At 47.1% G+C, this 15,253-nt stretch carries 6 protein-coding genes; 1 reads left to right on the top strand and 5 read right to left on the bottom strand.

From position 1 onward, the window contains the following. Window positions 1–459 precede the first annotated feature (459 nt). The 4 genes from IXB50_RS09445 to IXB50_RS09430 all read right to left on the bottom strand — a co-directional run bounded on the left by IXB50_RS09445 (window position 460) and on the right by IXB50_RS09430 (window position 8,708). The gene (locus IXB50_RS09445; protein WP_215608711.1) at window positions 460–1,851 is read right to left on the bottom strand and encodes a sensor histidine kinase; all 1,392 of its coding nucleotides are present in this window, start codon (window positions 1,849–1,851) and stop codon (window positions 460–462) included. After that, window positions 1,848–4,664, bottom strand: coding sequence for a CHASE2 domain-containing protein (locus IXB50_RS09440; protein ID WP_215608710.1), 2,817 nt, complete (start codon window positions 4,662–4,664; stop codon window positions 1,848–1,850). The genes IXB50_RS09445 and IXB50_RS09440 overlap by 4 nt, the downstream gene beginning before the upstream one ends. Before the next feature lie 117 nt (window positions 4,665–4,781). Next, entirely contained in the window at window positions 4,782–5,693 is a 912-nt protein-coding gene (locus tag IXB50_RS09435; protein WP_215608709.1) for a DUF928 domain-containing protein, read from the bottom strand. A 453-nt stretch (window positions 5,694–6,146) separates the two neighbouring features. Beyond that, entirely contained in the window at window positions 6,147–8,708 is a 2,562-nt protein-coding gene (locus tag IXB50_RS09430) for a CHAT domain-containing protein (protein ID WP_215608708.1), read from the bottom strand. A gap of 184 nt (window positions 8,709–8,892) precedes the next feature. Here IXB50_RS09430 and IXB50_RS09425 point away from each other — a divergent pair, with 184 nt between their 5' ends. Beyond that, entirely contained in the window at window positions 8,893–11,985 is a 3,093-nt protein-coding gene (locus IXB50_RS09425) for a beta strand repeat-containing protein (protein WP_215608707.1), read from the top strand. 527 nt (window positions 11,986–12,512) lie between these two features. Here the strand turns inward: IXB50_RS09425 and IXB50_RS09420 are convergent. Further along, a complete protein-coding gene (locus IXB50_RS09420; protein WP_215608706.1) occupies window positions 12,513–15,179 on the bottom strand; it encodes a beta strand repeat-containing protein in 2,667 nt (888 codons plus the stop codon). Window positions 15,180–15,253: the final 74 nt, after the last annotated feature.

Below are 15,253 nucleotides of genomic sequence, written 5' to 3'. Positions count from 1 at the left end.
GGTAGAAGAGCAACCAACTACATTGCCCCAAGCCGAACAGTACTTTAGCTACTAAATATTTGTTTAAATATTTCTCTACAATAAATGCCATAATCCAAAGGAAACGCTGTCTGAGCAAAATGGGAACCTGCTAGCTGCCTCAGGATGCCCCAGTCGCCTAGCTAAGATTCATGCCCTTCAACATATGATCTTTTGTGTGCGCGGTCCAGGTTAACAGAGAAATTACGGGGTTACGCCTAGCATCTTGTGCTTTCTTAAGAAAATACAGAGAAATCATTGGATTGCGCCGAACCTCATTCCACCTGCTTAGGAATGAGGATTCAATTAGGTTATATCTTTTGATGTACAGGTTGCCATGGCAACCGCTTCAGACATAATTTTTGGATCTTATAAAATCCTTATCCCTTAAAAACCTTAAAAAGGTGAAATATATTTGAATCACAATCCGCCACTCTACAACTAAGCTTCCGACGCTTTAATCGGTAACATCAGGATAAAACAGGTTCCCTTACCTAAGGTAGATGCCACATCAATTGAACCACCGTGCTTATCGACTACAATTTGCCGGACAATCGCCAAGCCTAATCCTGTCCCACGGCCAACACCCTTGGTAGTAAATAAATGATCAAAGATGCGAGGTTTGATCGTCTCATCAATGCCCGCACCATTATCCTCAATAGTGATCAGAATATTATCATTGTCCTCAGCCAATCCAGTACTCACGATAATTTTATTAGTCTGAGCATCAAGATCACAGCAGGATAGCTCAACCTCATCAAAAGCATCAATCGCGTTTGCCAACAGATTCATAAAGACCTGATTGAGTTGTCCTGCAAAACATTCAATCTCTGGGATCTCTTGATAACATCTCTGAATGTGAATTTCAGCTCTGTTCTCCCGTTCCTTCAAGCGATGCTTCAAAATGAGTAAGGTACTGTTAAGCCCATCATGCACATTAAAAGGCACCTTATATTCTTTATCGGCACGGGAAAATGTTCTTAAACTCACACTAATGTTAAAAATCCGATCTATCCCTACAGCCATTGATGCCAACAATTTTTGTAAGTCTTGTCGCAAGAAGTCCAGATCAATATTGGCAATCTCATCCTCAATCACCTGATCAGATTCAGGAAACGTTTTCTGATAGAGATCAATCAACCGCAGTAAGTCATCAATATAGTCTTTAGCCGGTTCGAGATTACCTTGCAGAAAATTGATGGGATTGTTGAGCTCATGGGCTACACCAGCGATTAAATTGCCCAAAACTGACATTTTTTCACTCTGAACCAACTGTAGCTGAGCCTGCTGTAGTTGCCTCAGAGAGTTTGACAACTCGGAGGTACGCTGTTGTACCCTATTTTCCAGATCTTGCATCAGGTGCTGTAGTCGAGATTCAGCAACCGTCTTTTCAGAAATTTCCTGGGTTAGTAAGGTATTTTGTGATTCTAACTGTTGAGTCAGCAAACTTAGTCGCAAATGAAGTTTGACCCGAGCTAATACCTCCTCTTGCTGAAAGGGTTTAGTAATATAGTCCACTGCTCCCATCTCCAATCCCCGGACCTTATGGACTGCATCTGCAAGGGCCGTCATAAAAATCACAGGTATTGCCTGGGTATCGGCTTGTGCTTTTAAGCGTTGACAGGTTTCAAAACCATCAATCCCGGACATCATCACATCCAGCAGAATTAAATCAGGCTGTGCATATTTAGCCTGTTCAATGGCAGACATACCATCAGTTGCCACTAACGTCGTCCAATCATTTCCGTGGAGCGCATCGGATAGCACCCTCAGGTTCATGGCATTATCATCCACAAGTAAGATTCGAATGGGTTTACTTGAGATGGAAGTCATAACAGCTCTTGTGGTGATACGTGAGCATGCAACAGATGTTTAATCTGTTTGATTTGAAAATTAGCAGCTAATATTTGCAGCCGATCGACAAACTCTTGAGCGTGGGCGTCTGTCACTGCTATCTCTTTCACCTTCGTTTCAATCCCCTGAACATTGCCCATCATGGCTAAGTGATATAGCTCATCCATCACGGCAGAGGGCAAGGGTACCGCATTATAGGTTTCCCGCTCTAAAACGTTAGGGTGAGTCGTTTCCACAATAGGATGCTCGTAAATCCATTGCAGCCTTAGTATGGTCTGCAACGTATCCAATAATGCATCAAGATCAATTGGTTTAGGAAGGAACACACTCGCTCCAGCCGCTAAACTTTTCTGGCGGTCTGATTCAAAGACATTGGCACTCATGACAATCACGGGAATGGATTTACTCGTTGGAGTTGTGCCCATTGAAGGTTGGCACAACTGTTGAATTAACTCCACCCCACCTAACGTAGACGTCACTAATTCGGCAACAATCACATCAGGCTGCTGTTGTTGAGCCAGGGTCAACCCCATCAGGCCATCGGTTGCAATGCAGGTGCGAAACCCGATGGCCCCCAGAAAGTCGACTAGTAGAGACGAGTTTTCCGGATTATCATCAATCACTAAAACCGTTGGAACTGTTCCCTCAATCCCAATAATCTTCTTAACTGGTTTACTGGAGCGATGGTTATTGCCATAGTCCAGCACAGGTATATTCAGATCCACCCAAAATCGGCTACCTTCTCCAATCTGGCTACTCACTTGCAGCTGGCTACCCATGAGATTCACAATATGCTGACTGATGGCCAGCCCTAAGCCCGTTCCTTCTGCCTTACGCTGACCATTCACCATTTGCTCAAAGGGCTTAAAAATCATTTCCAGTTGTTCTGGAGAAATGCCCATGCCCGTATCCTCAACGCATATGCGCATGGGGCAAAGCTTCGAGTCTGAGTTGTTAGATATATCATTGACTAATGTCGAGTTAGCGGTCCTGGCGGTAGCTCTGTCTAATCGCTCAACACTAAACGTAACACTCCCTTGATCGGTAAATTTGATGCCATTACCAATCAAATTAATCAAAACCTGACGAAACCGTTTTTCATCGATCATCACGGTTTGGGGCAGTGGATGATCAAGGTCCAGATTTAATGTGACGCCTTTTGTTCGGGCCCTTACTTCACACATTTCCATCACCCCTAACAGTAATGACTCTAGGTCGGTTTCTGTGGGGAACAGCTCTAGTTTCCTGGCTTCCACCTTAGCCAGGTCTAAAATGTCATTGATCAACGTTAGTAAGTGGGCTCCACACTGGTGAATAATCGAAATTCTATTCTGGTCGTCGTCAGTCAGATGGTGGTTTTTTTGTAGAATTTGGGCATAGCCTAAGATGCCATTGAGTGGTGTGCGGAGCTCATGACTCATATTGGCTAAAAACTCACTTTTGGCTTGGTTAGCATTATCCGCTGCCTGCTTAGCGTCAACCAGCTCTTGGGTCCGCTCCTGTACTTTGGTTTCGAGGGTGGCTGCATAGTCCATCAGCTGTTGATTAGTCAGCTGCAAGCGTTGATTTTTAAACCGGCTAGTGGTTGCGATCGCACTTCCCACCCAAGCCACCAGTGGCGGCACTACTGGCAGCAGCAACCCCATCAAAAAACTGCCGTAGGCAATGCCTAGCAAGGTTACCACCCCACCAGTGGTGAATATGTTTGGCGTCAGTCGCCAGGACCGCTGCTGTTTCTGACGATGATTGTAGGTTTCCAGCCACCAATTACCCAGGGTTCCGGCCAAGGCCCAAGCCATGATCCAGGCCCATTGCTTGTACCGCGTCCATCCTGTCAAGAAAGGGCGCTTTCCCAGAGCGCTATCCAGCAGATAGCTCGTAATATTGGCATGCACCATCACCCCTGCCATGGGTGGATACTGGGGGCGAAAACCACCACTGTAGGGGGTGGCAAAGAAATCGTTGGTACTAGCAGCAATCGAACCGATATAAACAATGCGATCCCGCATCATATCGGTGGGTATATTTCCCGCCAACACATCAGTAATGGAAACCGTTTGAAACTGACAGCTAGGGCCATGCCAATCGAGCAGAATTTGATAGCCACCGAGATCATCATAAAAATAACCTGCGGCCTGCCGCACCATGGGCAGAAATGTAGCTTGCCCTAATTGATATTGCTGCCGCTCGGGGGCGACTGGCTCCAAGGTAATTCCATCTTGCTCTAAATAATCCAGCGCCATCTGGGTGCCTAACCCCGTCTTAAAGGATTGGTTGCGGCTATCTTCAGCTCCGAGTAAAATCCGCCGGATGGTTTGGTCCTTGTCCTCCACAAAATCAGCGATCGCAACTTGACCTAATTCATCCAACACCGGTGGCGGTGCCACTGGACGCTCCGAAATCGTCTCAACACCAATTAAATTAGGCGTAGTCTTAAAAACCTCTAGTAGCTCGTCATGCCCCGGAGCTTCAGGTAAATCCCGATAAAGATCTAGGCCAATCACTCGGGGGTTTTGGTCCCGTACAGCAACCAATAATTGAGCTAAAACCTCATCGGTAATGGGCCAGTCTCCTAGGGACTTAATATCAGGCTCATCGATAGTAACAACCACCACCTGATCGCTCATAGCTACCAGGGGCCTCAGCCGAAAAAACTGATCACGAACGGCCCACTCCAGTAAGTTAAAAACCCCAAAACTATTCGCCAAAATGACAGCTATTGTCACCCCTGGAGCGACTAACCAAATAGGCTTAGTTTGCTGAATCAACTGTTTCAGGCGAGCTAAAAACACTTACTAGATGATTATTCCCATGTCCTAAAAATCAGCATAATAGACAAATAAAGTCGGCAAATAAGGTCCAAGTAGACGTTTTTCAACCAATCTTTTTAGAACATACCTAAGCCAGCTTTATTCTCCCAAAAAAGAGCGCCCGATCAGAAAATCTAGGTCTACAGATGTCAAAAACTCAGCCCAACTGTCAGCAATACTGGGACTATGGGACGTGAGCTGTAAACTAGCAAGCTGGGCTGACGCGTCATACCACAGACCTTCCCGAGCAAAAACCTCAGTCATGCCTAACGGATCATGGCTAGCTATCGCCTGAGAAACAACCGAAGTAGGCTCAATTCGTTTAATCCAAGCATCTACATAGGGGCTGCCCGGCGTTAGGTAATCCTCTGTCTGTAACGTTATAAACCAGCGATAGGGCTTACCTACAGCTAACTCCGGCGCATCTTGGGGCAGCGAAACCTGCAAAATCCCCCCCTCTCCGCTGAGGGGAATTGTCCGTTCATAGACCACCGCTTGCGCTGCATCCTGGAGACTAAAAATTGCCTTGTGGGCCCTAGACGCAGGCAAATAGGCCATGAACGTTGGCCTTGATGAGACAGTGAGCCCATAGAAGCTAGGTGGAATCAATGCCAACATCACCCCAGTAGCTCCATTATCGCCACCATCCAGCTGAATTAAATCGTCATGGCGCGAAGAACCACCAGAACTGTGACGAGGGGTGGGATTATTCGGCGGGGGAATAAAGCTAGCACCACGGGAGACATCCCCATCGACAGGAACAGGGCCATCTAAAGGCGGTATAAACCCAACCCGCGAAGAGCCACCAGAACTGTGACGAGGAGTGGGATTATTCGGTGGGGGAATAAATTGGAAACTACTCCGTGATGGGTCTCCGCTACTTTGCAGGGGGGCTGTATTATCCGCCGATGGCACGAAAACTACGGCCCAACCGGGTGTTGCCGCAACTATCCACATGCCTACAGCAGAATAGATCAGCCCAATGAAGTTAGTTGGCAGGCCATATTTCATCGTAAATAACCTCACTCGATTCTAGCCAAGAATCTGATGCTCAAATATGCCAGTACATGTATGCCAATACATCAACTAGGCAACGTAAATAGGCACTGGATAATTGGATAACTACATGTACTTAATCATGGTAGAGGCAGGGCGCGAACACTGAATGAAATCAAATGCACCTGTAATAAGAAATTTTGCATCCTGAGAAATCTTTCATACTGAAGAAGCCCAACCCTAAGCGGCAAATAGTCTTAGTGACGGGATACTTTAGCAAAACCATAGAATCTCTTGAGAAGAAAAATCTTCCTAGAGAGCACCAATTAAGTTCAATATTACAAGGTCTAAAATAAGATCTGTAAAAAGATTTCTATCTAGTAGACATTTTTTAAGATTAATCATATTGACAAAAAGTTCTTTCATCCCGCCTTCACCATCAGGAAGCCCTCAGACAGCAGCAACCGATCAGAGCCAATTACCAATCAAGACATAAGCGGCCCAGAAAAACGGATCGGCAAAGTCATCACTATGCAACAGCTCTAGCTGTGCCTGACGCAGGGCTTCAGCCTTTGTCAGCGATGCCTGTCCCAAGTTCTCGTACACGGTGGTCATCAGTTGCTTGGCCACTTCATCCTTGACGGCCCAAAGGGTAGCAAGGGTGGAACGAGCCCCCGAACGCACAGCTAGCCCTGCCAATCCCAACGCAGCTCGATCATCTCCGGTGGCGGTTTCACAAGCACTCAGTGTCAACAGCTCAATCGGCCTACTACTGTCCGTCTGCCGACGTTTAAGCAGTTCTGATAGCTCGTTAATGTTGACCACACCATCCCAGGTCAGAAAAAAAGTTTGGCTAAATTCGGAGCTAAACCGGCCGTGGGTGGCTAAATGCACCACATTGACTCGGCGATCACTTAGGCTTTGACGCAGTGACTGCTTAGTAAATTTATGATTTAACAACCGTAATGATGGCAAGAGCTGGCTAATGGTTGTCACCTCCTCTTGGACCGCAGGTAAGGCACTAAAGCGGCCACGAGATTCACTAATGCCTGCGACAATGGCCCGAGTGTCTTGCTGACTAAACACACTGGCAGGCAATAGCTGCAAGCCTGGCGACAGCGCTATCGCATATTTTTCAATCAGGTACTGTTCACCATCATGGAGCGCGGCCATGGGCAGGTTGCGCAACAAGCCATCCAGCACAAACACCAAGGTTTGATCAGAATGCAGGATACCAGCTTCTTCCGCTGGACGAATGATCCAATCGTACAGAGTTTGGGAATAGGTCAGTTGTTGTGGACGATCCGCAGATGGATGCAAACTGGCCAAGAATGAACGCAAGGTAGTTTCCAGGGTTGCTTGGTCCACCTCTGTTGCATAGGCTTGCAGGGGTTGATCAGGCTGAGAATAAATCACCGACAGCTGGCCATCAAGAATAATGGAATACACCACAGTAGCCTTAGCATCAAGCTGATCAATAGGATTACTTTCTAAATCCAAACAGGCTTCCTGGAAAAAGTTATCTAACTCAGCAACTTGTAAATCTTCTAATACATCTCGGGCTTGCCTTAGGGAAGCTTGACTATTTTCAGCCAGCAGTAGGGCTACCAGCTCTCGATACACAGGCTCAACTTCCTCTCGATAGGAGAATTGAATATCTTGATTAATCGCAACCAGATCCCCTCGTAGGGACTGTAATGCCGTCACGGCTTTGGTATAAGCTTCCACAGCCGACTCTTGCTGTTGCTGCTGTTTGAACAACTTCCCTAACTGCCAGGCTGATTGGGAAATAATGTCTGGCGATTGAATCGATTCCGCCAGGGTAAGAGATTTTTGAGACAGGGTGAGCGCTGCCGACTCTTGGTGGTTTTGGTGATAGAGCTGCCCCAGTTGGGAAAGCGTATAAGCCTCGGCCCGTTGATCGCCCAAGCTTTTGGCAGCCTGCAAGGCGTCTGCCAAAAGCTGATTGATTGTCTGATTCGAGATCGGTCGTTGAGAATGGGGTAACCGAGCCAGACTGTGGGCCAAATTGATGGTGCCGTAAACGGTGGTCCGACTGGGGGGTAAGGTATTTAGCTGCTGCTGTATGGACGCTGTCACCCCAGAAATTGATTTGATATCGCCCATGTTGATGTAACTGGCTAGTTTACCAAGTCGGGCCTGCAGCTGATCGAGGGGCATGAGGGCGCTCGCTTCGGCAGCTTGAAAATACTCTAAGGCTTGGGCTGGAGAATCCAGTTTGAAAGCTAGTTTAGCAATGCTCAAATAGATGGAGCTAACATCCGATGTTGCACCGATATTACGGGCAGTCTCTAGGCTCTGAGCGAGGGCATCATAGCTGTCTCTCGGCACTCCAATCAGCTGTAATGTCTGTCCCAGACTCCGCAATGCAGCTACTTTGATATCGCTATCCGGCATCGATATCAGCTGTTGATCAAGGGCTTCTAACTGATGTCTGGCCCGGCGATAAAAGCCCAAGGTTTGCAAAGCCTGCGCCTGGTTAATTTGGACGCCTAAGGTACCTAATAGGTCTCCAGCCTCCTGGTAGTAATGCTCCGCTTGCTGCCAGGTTTCTAATGCGGCTTCGGCCTGGCCCGTATGGTTTAAGAGGAGACTGGCTTGGGTATTGAGGGTCTGGGCCCAAAGGATAGGCTCTGGAGCAGACGCATTGTTTAGGAGAGTTTGGCTTTGTTCAATAGATTGATTAGCCTGGGCCCACTGGCTCAATGCTTGATGGGCAGATGCTATGCCATTCCAGCTCATCACCTGGCTGGCTAAGTCCCCCTGCTGGTCAGCGATTTGAGCCGCTGTCTGCCATTGCTCAATGGCAGCGGCGAACTGTCCTGACGTGTAGTAAACTCGGCCAGCGCTCAGGGGATCCACTGACGCCCTGGTTTCAAGCGTAGTCGCTGGGGGGGGTGCGGCGGGTGCGGGTAAGGGAGTGAGCGCGATCGCAAACGCCAATACCAAGCCCAGTAGCCCTAAGCCCAACAGACGAAACTTTTGTGATTGGGAAGACAAACGTCTCATAGCATGCCCCTTAACCTATGCAGCCATAACCTATTCAAACCTTGGGCAATCTGAATCAGGATAATAAATCCTTGATGCAAGATGACGAATCCTTGATGTCCCCCTATAAATATCGCATTATCATCGGATAGGACATCTTCCCTCGTTACGTATAGCAAACTCTTCATAGCCCATTGACCGTCCTATGGTTAAAGCATCTTCCAAAAAGATAGATGTGATAGATGTCAATGTCCCCACCCAGCTTGAGCAGCTAAAAGGAAGTGTGAACCTCTGGCAACATGTTGGACTCGCCCTGCTAACAGGCAGTTATTGGATAGCCCCCGTCTGGGCCCAACAGGTGACGCCAACACCAGGTGCAGGTGATACCGATACAGTTATTAATAATCTAGGCCCCGTCATCGCAATCACTGAAGGAACGGTGCGCGCCAATAGTACAGATGCAGCCCTGTTCCATAGTTTTGATACGTTCTCACCAGCAACTACCCATGTGATTTTTGACCTCAGGGATAGTCAAAATACAGTTGCAACCGAGGCCGTCAATGTTGTCGTTGGTCGAGTAACGGGCAACCAGACCTCGTTTATTGATGGCGACTTAGCTATTTTGCAAGATAGGGGAACACCCTCACCAGATTTATTTCTAATTAATCCCAATGGCATTACGTTTGGGGCCAATGCTGGATTATTTCTACCTGGCTCCTTTATTGCCAGCACCGCCGATAGCGTGGTGTTTCAAGGTGGCTTGGCGTTTAGCGCCATCGACCCAGCAGCAGCTCCACTTTTAACCATCACAGCACCGGTCGGTCTACAGCTTGGGACTAACCCAGGCAATATCTTGAATCAATCAGAATTTGGCCTAGACATAGCACCGGAGCAAACCCTGGGATTTGTCGGCGGGGACATCACCTTTGATGCGGGCGAAATCTTTGCCGCAGAAGGTCGTGTAGAACTCTTTGCCGCAGCAGATGCCTTAGTCCCCATTAGCTCAGATAATCAACTCACCCTTGGCCATCAGCCAACCGTTAATGAGTGGCGAGATATCACCCTACGCAACGATGCCCAAATTCGAAATGATGGTGACGGTGGTGGCGCTATTCAAATCCAAGGGCGACGAATCTCGTTACAGTCTGGCGCACGTATCCGAGTCGAGAATGAAAGTGAATCTGGAGATATCGCCGGAGATATTGTGATCTACGGCTCAGAACAGGTAGATATCGATGGTGAATCATCGAGGCGCTTTACCCAGATCCAAAGCCAGGTAGAGGATAATACGACTGCCGGGAGTGATGGCAGCAACATCCTCATTGTGACCGATCGGTTACTAACATTAAACGGTGGAACGATTGAGGCAGAAACAGAAGGTGCAGGTAATGGGGGAGACATTACCATCACTGCGAATTATGTAGAAGTTAGTGGAGTCTCCCCCATTACTGATCAGTTCAGTCTGTTGGAAACAGAAGTTGACGATGATGCGACCGGTCATGCAGGTAACCTCACCATCATTACCGGGACACTGCTCGTAGATGATGGAGCGCTGCTAGTAGCAGAATCAGAAAGCTTCGGGGATGCAGGTGACCTCACCATTCGGGCCACAGAAGATGTCATCTTTCGTGGCAACGATGTAGATGGATTTAGCAGTCAAGTCAATACAGAAAGCGATGCTAGTGGTAACGGTGGTGACCTCACCATTCAAGCCAATCGGTTATTTCTTCAGGATGGTGCCATCTTGGATGTCGATGCAGAGGCCTCGGGCAATGCCGGCAATGTCAATATTCAGGCTACGCTGATCTCACTATCAGGGGTAGCAGGACGGGGCAATGGTAGCGGTATCAGTGTTGAGGTGGATGACACAGCAACTGCCCTGGCCCAAGGTGGCAACATTACCCTCAACACTGAAAAATTAGAAATGAGTGATGGGGCATTTATCGACTCCAGAACCCTAGCTGATGGGGATGCAGGTAATATCGTGATCAATGCACACGTTGCTGAACTCAACGGTGCTGTGGAATCACCCGATGGGGATGTAACCACCATTAATGCAGGGGTTGTTGGTAATGTGGCTGGGGATGGAGGCCGCATCGTCTTGAATGTAGACACCCTGAATTTAATAGATGGGGCAACTATTACAACAGCAACTCAAGGATCTGGGGCAGGCGGTAGTATTGATGTCAATGCTCAGACCATAAGTATTAGTGGACAGTCTCCGTCTGGAGTTCGCAGCAGCTTGACAGCTGAAGTTGCTGCTAGAGCATCTGGCCAAGGTGGTCAGATAAATGTTGAAACAGAGCAACTAACACTGAGTCAACAGGGTGAAATCACATCCAGTACAGCGGGGCTAAATGATGCCGGACAGGTATCCCTCAATGTCTCAGGGATACTGGCATTGAATAGCAATAGCCGCATCAACAGCGGGGCAACCGCAACTGCGGTTGGAGACAGTGGAGATATTCAAATCCAAGCCAACATCTTGAACTTGACAGATGCCCTAATCACATCCAGCAACGAATCTAATGGTGGTCAGGCCGGTAATGTAAAAATTAACACTAACCAAGGATTATTCAGCAACCGTAGTCAAATCACAGCCACTACGGCCAGTGGTGATGGCGGCAACCTCACCTTGGATATTGCCAAAATATTAGTGTTACGAAATAACAGTTTAATTTCCACTACGGCTGGTCAGTCTAGCGGTGGTGGAAACGGGGGTAACCTGACAATCACAGCTCCTTTCGTTGTGGCAGTTCCATCGGAAAACAGCGATATTGTAGCTAATGCCTTTGCAGGCAAAGGTGGCAACATTAATATTGCGACCCAAAACCTGTTAGGGCTAGAGTTTCGCTCCGTGCTAACGCCTGAAAGCGATATTACGGTCAGTTCGCAAGTTGGCATTGATGGCATTGTTACCATTAATCAGTTGGTGGTGAATCCTGAGTCTGGCTTGGTGACATTGCCTGAAAGTTTGGCTGACCCTAGCAATCAAATTACGCAAGGCTGTTCGGCAAGCGGTGGAAATCAGTTTATTGTTAGTGGTCGTGGTGGTGTGGCGACTAATCCGACGAGTACAGTGAATCACAATCTCACCTGGGCGGACACTCGCGATCTAGCCAATTTCTTAACGTCTACATCCTCCACCCCTGATCAGGCATCCACTATCAACCATGGTTCGGAACAGTTAGCTGAAGCAACAACTTGGCAAATCAATGAAGTCGGTCAAGTTAAATTTACAGGGGCTCAAGTACCACCTAACCAAGCTTACGCTACCTGTTCTCATCCTCCTAGTTAATCAATCGTAATTTCAAAGTTACGCCAAAATTAGGGCAGACCAGTACAAGCTTACGCAGCCAAATTCAAGAGGAACTGTATCCACAAGTTCTAGTTGCTCACAATGCGGAAACTACTGAGTTCGCGAATACGTCACAGCCCTTAGGGATAACTCTCCAGTATGTAAATTCAGTTTTTGCTAGTGCTGGAGATCTTTGGACTCACCATTATGCAAACAAAAGAGACAAGAATTTTTATCATCACTGCTTTAATCAGCATTAGCCTGATTTTTAGCGTATTTGGGCTGGTATTCTGGCTAGCGAACAATGGTAGTGACGGCAAAATCAAATCAGACCTATACAGACCAATTACTTCACTAAATACCTAATAGTCATGACATTGTAAGTAAGCCATAAATAAACTTCTTATTAACCTAATAATAAGCTTTTGTAGTTATGTCGATAAAAGTCCTGAAACATAGACGTTCTAGATATGGCTTCCCTACCGTAGGCGGGGTATTGAGTCATGTTTAGAAACAATACAATGGCATCATGATGAAGTATTAGTAGCATTAGTAGTAGCACAAGTTGCAACGTTAGCTCGCATAGGAACTGCAGCTACAAGTTCTACCTGCCCTGTTGTATTGATGTGCCAATTCGATGCTTCTATCTCCTCAGATAGTCCTGTAGTTATTACATCAGAAACCGTAGATAAATGACCGAGAAAAGGGGTTAAGTCACGGGTATCAACCCAGGTAAGATCGCGACTTATTATCTCAGTCGGAGCAGCAGGCACCCCACCAAGCCCTGTAACAACAAACTGATTCGCCCCGCCAGCACATCCCTGGGAAATCTGGTCGGTTGAATCCACCAAACTTGTCGACAGTTCTACCAAACCAGAATCTGGTTCAACTTCAAAATTACTAATTTCGACAGTACCAGTGACACCAAATTTAGAGCTCGCCGTAATGTCATTGTCAGGGGTAAGCTGATCGCGAAAAACCAACCCCAATAATCCCTGCGTCGTAATCTGAATGCTACCACCAGTACCAAATTCTGCATTGGCAACAATATCACTGTTTTCAATCCCAACAATTATAGGAGACATGATCGTAATATCTCCCCCCGTAGCCATCTCAGTCGCACTAGTAACAATTTGGCTATTCTGGCGTAGCAACAAAATCTCAGTCGCCCTTAGATTGATGTCTCCCTCGTTCCCTGCAGTCACCTTCGCCTGGAGTGTTCCATCATTAAGGTAAACCCGATCTGCCGCAATATTTAAGTTGCCAGCATCACCACCATTGATACTGTTAACCGATACATTCGCACCATCACGAATCGTGATCTGGCCACCGGTCAAATTAATCGAACCTGCATCAGAGTTGGTCATCGAACCAGACATAATCGAACTACGAAACAGACCATCCCTCGACTGCCCTGCAATATCAATCTCCCCGGCACGAATAGTTACAGTACCTGCATTACCTAACCCATCCGTAGACGCCGTAATTTGGCCACCGTTATACACACTTAAACGATTGGCTTCAATATCTAACGAGCCACCATTCCCTGTCGAACCACTCACCGCATTAGCCACCAGACCACTCACCGCGCCAACAAAATCCACAATTGGATCGGCAACTTTTATTTCATCTGATCGAATAGTAATATCCCCCCCATCTCCCTCTCCAAGAGTGTTTACGGCAACTTTCCCGCCTTCTACAACACTTAATCGAGGTGTGGTGATACTTAGGCTACCAGCATTCCCAGTAGAATCCAGTTCAGCACTGGAAAATAAACCACTTGAAAAAAAATCACCTAAATAGGTATTAAATCCAGTAATTTCAACTGAATCTGTGGCCATCACCATTAAATCACCTGAGTTGCCACCACCAAAGGTACTTGTTCCTACCTGAGCTCCATTTCGTAAAACTAACTCACCAACATTAAGCCTTAAATCGCCGCCATTCCCAATATTAGGACCTACCTCTAATACATCAACAGCAATCTTTGACCAATCTTGAGCGATCAATCGCTCGGCAGTAATTGTAATATCTCCTCCTTGTCCGCTATCGAAAGTCCCTGAGGCAAGAGTTGTTGCATCGCCATTTCCATCAGGATTACCAAGGATAAGAATATCGTTTGCATTGACTGTCATACCCCCACCAGCACCTTGAGCAAAGGTATCGGTAGTAACAAAAGCGGCTTGACTGAGTAACAACTTATCTGCCTCAATCACCAAATGATTACCTCGGCCCTCACCAAAAACATCAACGTAGATGATACTAGTAAAATCGCCAATAAATGTACCAGTCACCTGCAGCTGTTCGGATGCTCGAATAGTGACCGTTCCACCATCAGTCGGGCCCAGATTAGATGCCTCTAAACCAGCATTGCCGAGCAGTCTCACGTTACGACCTTGGACTTGAAAGGTGCCACCACCATCACCACTGACATCAGCATAAGCACCTTGGTCAAGGGTAATATCTTGAAAAGCAGTTGCGTTAGTATAGTCCAGCCCAAAAGTATCCAGCTCCAGAGCTACCTGACTGCCTGGAGCCACACTGCCCAGAGACAATTCCCCTGCAGGAGCATTCAAGAAACTGCCTATAAACTGAAGCTCTCCACCTAAGAACCCTAGGGATTCGCCCGAGTTAACCACTAAACTCGATTGAGCTACCGTAATCGGACTGGCAACAGCTCCAAACTGCAGCCCAACTGGGACACTAACTGACAGCAAAGGCGCGACACTAGGCTCGCGACTACTAAAGCTCAATCCATCGTCAAATAAAATACTCTCGGCTGTACTAGCAAAAAATGATCCTGGCAACAGAAAACTGGCATTTTGACCAAAACTAATGCCATTAGGATTAATTAAAAAGAAATCAGGATTGCTACCTCCTACTAGCTGCAATTGCCCATCAATCAGTGAACTATTAGGGCCTGTAATGCGACTAACCACGACATCGACCGCCCCTTGACCATCACTCAATTGAAATAGGACATCAGCTGAGTTAGGTGAAAAATCTTGAAAACTATGAAACAAGGTCGTTAGCCGCTGGGTGCCGCCAGTGATAATGACTGGAGCACTCCCCTCGACAATTGTGCCTACCGTTCCATCTACAACTACACTCTGTCCATAGCTGGGCATAGCATCGACTAGACCGACAACCGTGCTTAGCAAAATCATTTGCCAAGCCGATAACCTATGACTCATATCCATGGACCATACTAAGTAAAGATACTTAACTTATTTTTAGTTCTATAGTACTTAGCCCCTATGGATTTCAA

It is taken from the genome of Leptothoe spongobia TAU-MAC 1115 (assembly GCF_018739885.1).
Classification (GTDB): domain Bacteria; phylum Cyanobacteriota; class Cyanobacteriia; order Phormidesmidales; family Phormidesmidaceae; genus Leptothoe; species Leptothoe spongobia.
This window is presented reverse-complemented; position numbering and strand designations above follow the sequence as displayed.